This window comes from Pseudaminobacter soli (ex Li et al. 2025) (genome assembly GCF_003012705.1).
Lineage (GTDB): Bacteria > Pseudomonadota > Alphaproteobacteria > Rhizobiales > Rhizobiaceae > Pseudaminobacter > Pseudaminobacter soli.
Map to the genome: position 1 here is coordinate 1 of NZ_PXYL01000046.1, position 5,719 is coordinate 5,719.

Consider the following 5,719-nt stretch of genomic DNA (forward strand, 5'->3'; position numbering starts at 1 on the left):
CCTGTGAGCCCATGCGCAGCATGCCAGAGGCGACCGAGGCAAGAGCCTTGCCGGTTTTGCTCGCGTAGGCCTTGGCCATCAGGAGGTGGTAGCCGCCCTTGATGCCGGCCGGGCCGTTGTAGCCGCGGGTGAAGGCGGAAAAGTCCTTGCGTTGCAATTCGTCGACCAGCCCGAAGGCCTCGATATAGCGCACCATGATCTCGACCTGTCCGGCGACGCTCTCGCGCGCCTTGGCGACAAGCGCGTCGATCGAGGCGAACCGCAGCTTCTGCCAGTGGGCGCCCATCACCTGGCCGACGCCGTAGCTGGCGCTTTCGTAGGCGGCTTGCGCGTTGATGCGCGAGGCGTCGGTCAACATCTGCCAGCGCTTGACCTGCGAGGCCGGATTCTTGATCGCTCCGGCGCGCGGGCTGGCCAGTCCCTTCCTGCGAGCCTCGTCGCGCTCGTCGCCGGTCAGCCGCTGGTCGAAGTAGTGACCCTCCCAGCGGATGAGCGGCTCCTTGCGGCCCTTGATCAGTTCGAAGGTCCGCCCGTCGCTCTCGATCTCGATCACGGCGAAGAGCATGGCTTCCTCGATCGCCAGGCGCGTGGCATGGGCCCGCACCGCGTTCACAGTCTGCTGGTCGAACATGCGTTCTCTCCCCGCCGTCAGGCGTGATTGCAGATTTCAGGATTGGAGATAGAATCGACCAAGCTTGGAGCTGCGGTCGTGCTGAAGAACTCGCCCCGCGACAGGGAAGACCCGACAAAGCAGAGATGGCTTTATTGGGCGCTGCTCATCATCGTCATGGCATTCGTTCTCTTGGCCGTCGCCTTCATGGGCGGCAAGAACATGTCGGCCAGGGCACCGACCGGAGACGACATGATGAATATCGAGCCGGTCAGATCATGAACGCTCGCCGCATAGCGCTTTTGGTTTGCATAGCCTTAGTCGCTCTGCTCGCGATCTACCTCATTGCACCGGTCGGCATGCCGTAGCTGAATGCCACGGAATCGACTGTGACCGCTGTGAGGCGTGATTGTTGCTGTTAATTCTGTGAAAGAGTCCGTCTGCTGCGATCTTGCCGCTGCTATGAATGTCGAGCCTCGATTCACCCAATCGAGGCAGGCCCGGCTTTTCGCAGGCCCCCACACCCCCTAGCCTTGCAGGAGGTCGGGCCACCTTGTTGATTATGATCGGTTTTGCCGATGAGGGGACGAGACCCGGATCCGGTCTGCAGCTGACGGGCGGCGAGTGACGGGTTCCGAGTCTCGTGCTGCTTCGGGGGGCAGCGATTAATAGTTGCCGAAAGATGCCGAGCGGCACAACGCGATCGTAGGATAAGCCAGCACGTCCATTTGTGTTAGGCGAAGGCTACCACTTTCCGGTTTCCGCAAGTGTTAGACGACTTCCAGCCCGATTTGCGCGGCGTTGACGCCGGCAGCAGTCCAAGCGGCCGAGGTGCTTGGGTCAGTCGTGAAAGCCTGCTGGATATTACGGTAGGCAGTACCGGCAATCTCAATCGTGTCGCCGTTTGCGGTCGAGGTCGAGCGCTTGGCCTTGGCACGCACATTTATCGTACCCGCGCCTTCGGCCCGAACGTGATTGTTTACGATCACCGCCGTGATAGCCGATGGCGTCGTGGCCAGATCGGCGAAGTTGTAGAGGTCCACATTTCCGGACGTGCCGGAGTAGACGTAGGACGTATCCCCGTCTGCCGCGGTCTCGGCCACGGCCTGCCAGTTGGTCGCTGCGCCGAAGCGCTGGAGAGCCGCACTGTCGCCAGCTGCGTTCGGGCGCAATGTATCAATGACCCGGACGCCCATCGGCGATGTAGTCGGGCCGATTCCGGCAACGTTATCCCAGATAATGACGTCATACCAAAAACGCCCGCGCTGCCGCCGTCCCCGCAGTGCCTTTTGACCCAGGAAGGACCCTCGACGGGGTGGGTGGGTCACCAGGCGGACTCGACTCCCTTGGCAGCCTTTGCTTTGATTGCGATGAATATGAGGAGGGGAAGATGGCGGACTTCATTCACGCTCGCGAATACCTAGAAAGCGGCGACGTTGTCGTCGTCCAGTGTTCCCACCAATGCAACGTCATGGTCATGGAGGATGCCAGTTTCCAGCACTACCGTCACGGACGCAGCTTCCACCACTACGGAGGCTATTTCACGCGTTTCCCTGCTAGGGTGACCATTCCCCGTGATGGCCACTGGAACACGGTAATCGATCTAGGTGGCGGGCGTGCCAATATCCGCTACAACATCAATTACATGAAAGCGTGAGCCTCAAGCTCCGCCTTAACCTAGCGCGCTGAACTTTGCAGTTTTGACGCCTGGCGCTATCAGCAAGCATGAAACCTGTGATTCTCATGATCGTCGGCGCAGTTATTTTCGGCGCCACCTTCGCCGGTTGGTGGCTCCTCAATGCGTTCGCTTGCGGAATGAGCCCGACAGGATGCAATACCTTCACACTGGCGTGGCACGATTGGGAGGCGTTGCGTCTTTTCGTGCCAACATTCGCAGTTGGCGGGGCAACATTCCTTATCGGGCTATGGAAGGCCGTCAGCGAGAAGGCAGGCAGATAGGCCAGCCCTCTTCCACACCCTTGCCCGACGCAATGGCTTAGGCGAAGCTCTCACGATGAGGGTTTGGGAGGACGGGCATGGCAAAATCCAAGGGCACGACGGCCATCGGCTACGTGAACAAGCACGGCAACCGAGTGCTTCAGAAGACTGATCAGCCGGGCAACGACCACCTTCAAGTCGTTTACGTGCTGCAGTGTCCGAAGGGGCATGAGTTCGGCTCGAATGGTTCCGACATCTGGCTGCGGAAATGCCCCACGTGCCAAGGCGGCGCAGATGGGCTGGCGTACTGATGCTTGATCTTCTGGATCTTCTCGGCAGCCTGACAACTTGGATGACAGACGGCCGCTGGTCGAAACACCGTGGACGGCTCACCATTCAAGTAACTATCTTGCTCGTGCTTTCTGCACTCACCATCTACGTGGTATTTTCAAGCGTTAAGTAGTCGGCACTCACTTTGCTGTTCGCCCTACTCGACGCCCGATGGGCCGGCCGCCAATCTTCTTGCCGATTGCGATCGAACCTGCTCTAGCTTTCCATCTACTTTAGAAGGGGGGGTACCTGACATGACAGTAGGTGTAAGCAGCGAGGCAATAGGGTCGGCCGCGCTTAGCGTCGCAGTTGCTATACTTGAACGCTTGGTGCGTGCTGGCGTCTTTTCACGGGATGACGCCTTGACCATGCTGGACGAAATCGTTGTCGAAAAGCTGAATAAGAGCGGTCTGTATGGCAGCGTCATTGAAGCAGAAGCAGCCGATTTTCTCGCTGGCATGCGTGAGAGATTTGCCGACCGCATATAGCCCATATCGCATCCCCGTCCGCCAAGCGCTGAAGCATCGAGCAACCGCTATGGCGGACGGCTATTTCCGGTAGCCGTCGAAACCCATCTTCTGAGCCCAGCGAACCACGACGTAATGAAAGCCCTTGTGGAGGCTCTCTACGGCTGGCTGCATGTTCTGCTTCTCTTTGTCACTGAGATTCCGCCACGCATCATCCATGTGGCGGAACGGGTCGCAGACGTTGCCGTCCCTGAGCTTCCGAAGCTCCAAGCCCTCAATCAGGGACATCATCTCTTCTTCGGTGATGACGTACTGTCTGGCCATTGCTCGCTTCCTTGGTTCATGTCCGCCGACCGCAAGGCTTCATGACGACCGTGCGCGTGCTGCCGACATCATTGACCTCACAGTTGATCACCATGTCGTCGCCGGCAATATCCTCGCTCTCACCGCGCCGGTCGGCTCCAGACTTTCGACCCACCCCCCACGTATGTCTCTGGCTTGGGCTGCGTGCTCTGTGCCAGCCACCAGACAATCGTCAGCAAAGGTTGGACGGCTTCCCGGGGTAGAGTAACGTCACTTGCCGCCGGCCTTGCCGACTGCTCCCACATGGCTAGATTGGCCTGCAAGAACCATCTGAGCACCCGCATGACTGAAGAAGATCACGAGACCGAGCTGTCACCTCTTTCCGGTGATTTCACCAAGGATGGGATCACCGTAGAGGTCATGATCTTCCGGCCTACGGGTGAGTCAGTCTGGATCCTAGAAGTCGTTTACGGCGACGACATCGCCACGATCTGGGAAGAGCCCTTCGAGACTGACCAAGACGCCTACGACGAATTCCTGCGCACCGTCGAGCGCGAAGGGATGAACACCTTCCTCGACGATATGAGTGACACGATCCACTGACTCCCCTACGCGTATAGGCGACGAACACCGCAAACTACCGCGCGACGACCGGATGTACACCGCATCGAATAGCGCGCCGCAACGAGCAACAGCTGTACCTATCGGTTCCACGGATGATGCGGATCGACCGGCCGGCCGTCGTTGTCCGAGCCGATCGTGTAGCCTCTCGCTTCCTCTCGCTGGATCAGCTATTGCCTTGAGGCGGAAGCCGATGCCGCCGTGACTGATCTGGTTGCAGGTCACATTTGGACGGCATATTCCGTTAGGATAACGTGCGCTCGTAGCTCAATTGGATAGAGCATCGGACTTCGAATCCGCAGGTTGCAGGTTCAATCCCTGTCGAGCGCACCACTGTCTGTTGCAGCGGTCGGATTTGAGCCAACGTAGGATTGCCAGCAATCCACTAAAGGCGCACGCTAATTTTTTGGCGGAGGACGGTGCAATGTGGATCCAGCTCACCAGTGGTGATGGACTGACAATTACCTTGAATTCCGATCACATAGTCACCTTTAGAGCATTTGGTGACCGCACTCGCTTGGTGCATCTCGGCGGTGAGATACTGGTTCTTGAAAGCGATGCCGCAATAATCAAAGCACTGCGCCTTAGAAATATTGCCGCCACGCAGCGCGAAATCAATGATCCTGTATCGACACGTTATTCCGCGCATTAGCTCGGGAACCTGCCCGCATCTCCGCTCGTGGCGCACGGGGATGGGACCGACCCGCGATTAGGTGTATCCTCAGTTTGATCGAGGTATCACCGTGGTACAGAAGGCGCGTTATGACGTCTCGGCGTGGAAGTTACAGCCTCTCACTGGGCCAGACCCCCACGATGACTTCTCCCAAGATGCGGCGACAAACAAGCGGCCGAAACACGGCGTGGGAAATGAAGGCGTTGCCAGCCGCATCGACGGGCTGCATGAGCGGCTTGACAGGGCTTTCGAGCAGCGGACGACGCGAACGCGCGGGTAGACTAGGCAGCAAGTAGCGCAAACGCGACTACGGCGGCCGTGACGCCAAACCCTGCAGCCTTCACCCATTCTTTTTGGCCAGCGCAAAGTATTGCCATGGTGACGTTTAACGGAAGGAGGGCTATCTGTGCATAGCCGCTGATCTGTCTAAATGTCTCCATGGCCTGCGGCTCCTTCTCCAAAGGAAAAGAGCCCGCTCCGGTTTTCCGGGGCGGACTTTTCCTATTTCAAGGCACCATTCTGCCCGACATGACCCGCGCTTTAGATTGAGCTAAATTACTGAAGCTGTTGCCAGCCCGTCGTCTCTGTGAGGCGGCGGGTTTTCTGCTTTTCAGCGCAGGCTCGACGGTAACACGCTTTCCTTCTGGCCGACCGCGTGGCGTTCGCCACCGTACCAATCATTTCTCTTCGATTTGCCACATTGCATCGGCAAGTCGTTGCCCATAAGCAGATGCCGATTTTGGAGCACTGCATCCCAAAGGCGGGGTTGGAGGGGTA

At 58.4% G+C, this 5,719-nt stretch carries 10 protein-coding genes and 1 tRNA gene; 8 read left to right on the plus strand and 3 right to left on the minus strand.

The genetic code is table 11. The annotated features are described in order from the left end of the window. Window positions 1–631: N-acetylmuramidase domain-containing protein (locus tag C7I85_RS29985; RefSeq protein WP_106727639.1), on the minus strand; the 631-nt coding region annotated here is incomplete at its 3' end. A 42-nt stretch (window positions 632–673) separates the two neighbouring features. Here C7I85_RS29985 and C7I85_RS29990 point away from each other — a divergent pair. After that, window positions 674–892, plus strand: a complete 219-nt coding sequence (locus C7I85_RS29990; protein ID WP_106727640.1) for a hypothetical protein — start codon at window positions 674–676, stop codon at window positions 890–892. Window positions 893–1,380: 488 nt separating this feature from the next. On the opposite strand, the gene C7I85_RS29995 is transcribed toward C7I85_RS29990, so the two are convergent. After that, window positions 1,381–1,782 carry a hypothetical protein gene (locus C7I85_RS29995; RefSeq protein WP_146149019.1) on the minus strand — a complete coding sequence of 134 codons (402 nt, stop codon included), beginning with the start codon at window positions 1,780–1,782 and terminating at the stop codon, window positions 1,381–1,383. Between the two features lie 218 nt (window positions 1,783–2,000). On the opposite strand from C7I85_RS29995, the gene C7I85_RS30000 reads away from it, so the two are divergent. The 4 genes from C7I85_RS30000 (at window position 2,001) to C7I85_RS32120 (ending at window position 3,366) form a co-directional block, all read left to right on the plus strand. Beyond that, complete coding sequence (locus C7I85_RS30000) at window positions 2,001–2,267, plus strand: DUF1883 domain-containing protein (RefSeq protein WP_106727642.1); 267 nt, start codon at window positions 2,001–2,003, stop codon at window positions 2,265–2,267. Window positions 2,268–2,335: 68 nt separating this feature from the next. Next, window positions 2,336–2,569, plus strand: a complete 234-nt coding sequence (locus C7I85_RS30005; RefSeq protein ID WP_146149020.1) for a hypothetical protein — start codon at window positions 2,336–2,338, stop codon at window positions 2,567–2,569. A 77-nt stretch (window positions 2,570–2,646) separates the two neighbouring features. Further along, a complete protein-coding gene (locus C7I85_RS30010) occupies window positions 2,647–2,859 on the plus strand; it encodes a hypothetical protein (RefSeq protein ID WP_106727644.1) in 213 nt (70 codons plus the stop codon). Between the two features lie 381 nt (window positions 2,860–3,240). Next, a complete protein-coding gene (locus C7I85_RS32120; protein ID WP_280954433.1) occupies window positions 3,241–3,366 on the plus strand; it encodes a hypothetical protein in 126 nt (41 codons plus the stop codon). 60 nt (window positions 3,367–3,426) lie between these two features. Here C7I85_RS32120 and C7I85_RS30015 read toward each other — a convergent pair whose 3' ends face one another. Beyond that, window positions 3,427–3,669: a hypothetical protein gene (locus C7I85_RS30015; protein ID WP_106727645.1), complete on the minus strand. Its 243-nt coding sequence runs from the start codon at window positions 3,667–3,669 to the stop codon at window positions 3,427–3,429. A gap of 321 nt (window positions 3,670–3,990) precedes the next feature. Between C7I85_RS30015 and C7I85_RS30025 the strand changes: the two genes are divergently transcribed. The 3 genes from C7I85_RS30025 to C7I85_RS30830 all read left to right on the plus strand — a co-directional run bounded on the left by C7I85_RS30025 (window position 3,991) and on the right by C7I85_RS30830 (window position 4,921). Continuing rightward, entirely contained in the window at window positions 3,991–4,251 is a 261-nt protein-coding gene (locus C7I85_RS30025) for a hypothetical protein (RefSeq protein ID WP_106727647.1), read from the plus strand. A 274-nt stretch (window positions 4,252–4,525) separates the two neighbouring features. Further along, window positions 4,526–4,602, plus strand: a tRNA-Arg gene (locus C7I85_RS30030). 91 nt (window positions 4,603–4,693) lie between these two features. Continuing rightward, a complete protein-coding gene (locus C7I85_RS30830) occupies window positions 4,694–4,921 on the plus strand; it encodes a hypothetical protein (RefSeq protein ID WP_146149022.1) in 228 nt (75 codons plus the stop codon). Window positions 4,922–5,719 lie beyond the last annotated feature (798 nt).

Coding starts and splice junctions, on each gene's coding strand:
- C7I85_RS30015 (WP_106727645.1), bottom strand. CDS start 3,669: ATGGCCAGACAGTACGTCATCACCGAAGAAGAGATGATGTCCCTGATT.
- C7I85_RS30010 (WP_106727644.1), top strand. CDS start 2,647: ATGGCAAAATCCAAGGGCACGACGGCCATCGGCTACGTGAACAAGCAC.
- C7I85_RS30025 (WP_106727647.1), top strand. CDS start 3,991: ATGACTGAAGAAGATCACGAGACCGAGCTGTCACCTCTTTCCGGTGAT.
- C7I85_RS30005 (WP_146149020.1), top strand. CDS start 2,336: ATGAAACCTGTGATTCTCATGATCGTCGGCGCAGTTATTTTCGGCGCC.
- C7I85_RS30830 (WP_146149022.1), top strand. CDS start 4,694: ATGTGGATCCAGCTCACCAGTGGTGATGGACTGACAATTACCTTGAAT.
- C7I85_RS30000 (WP_106727642.1), top strand. CDS start 2,001: ATGGCGGACTTCATTCACGCTCGCGAATACCTAGAAAGCGGCGACGTT.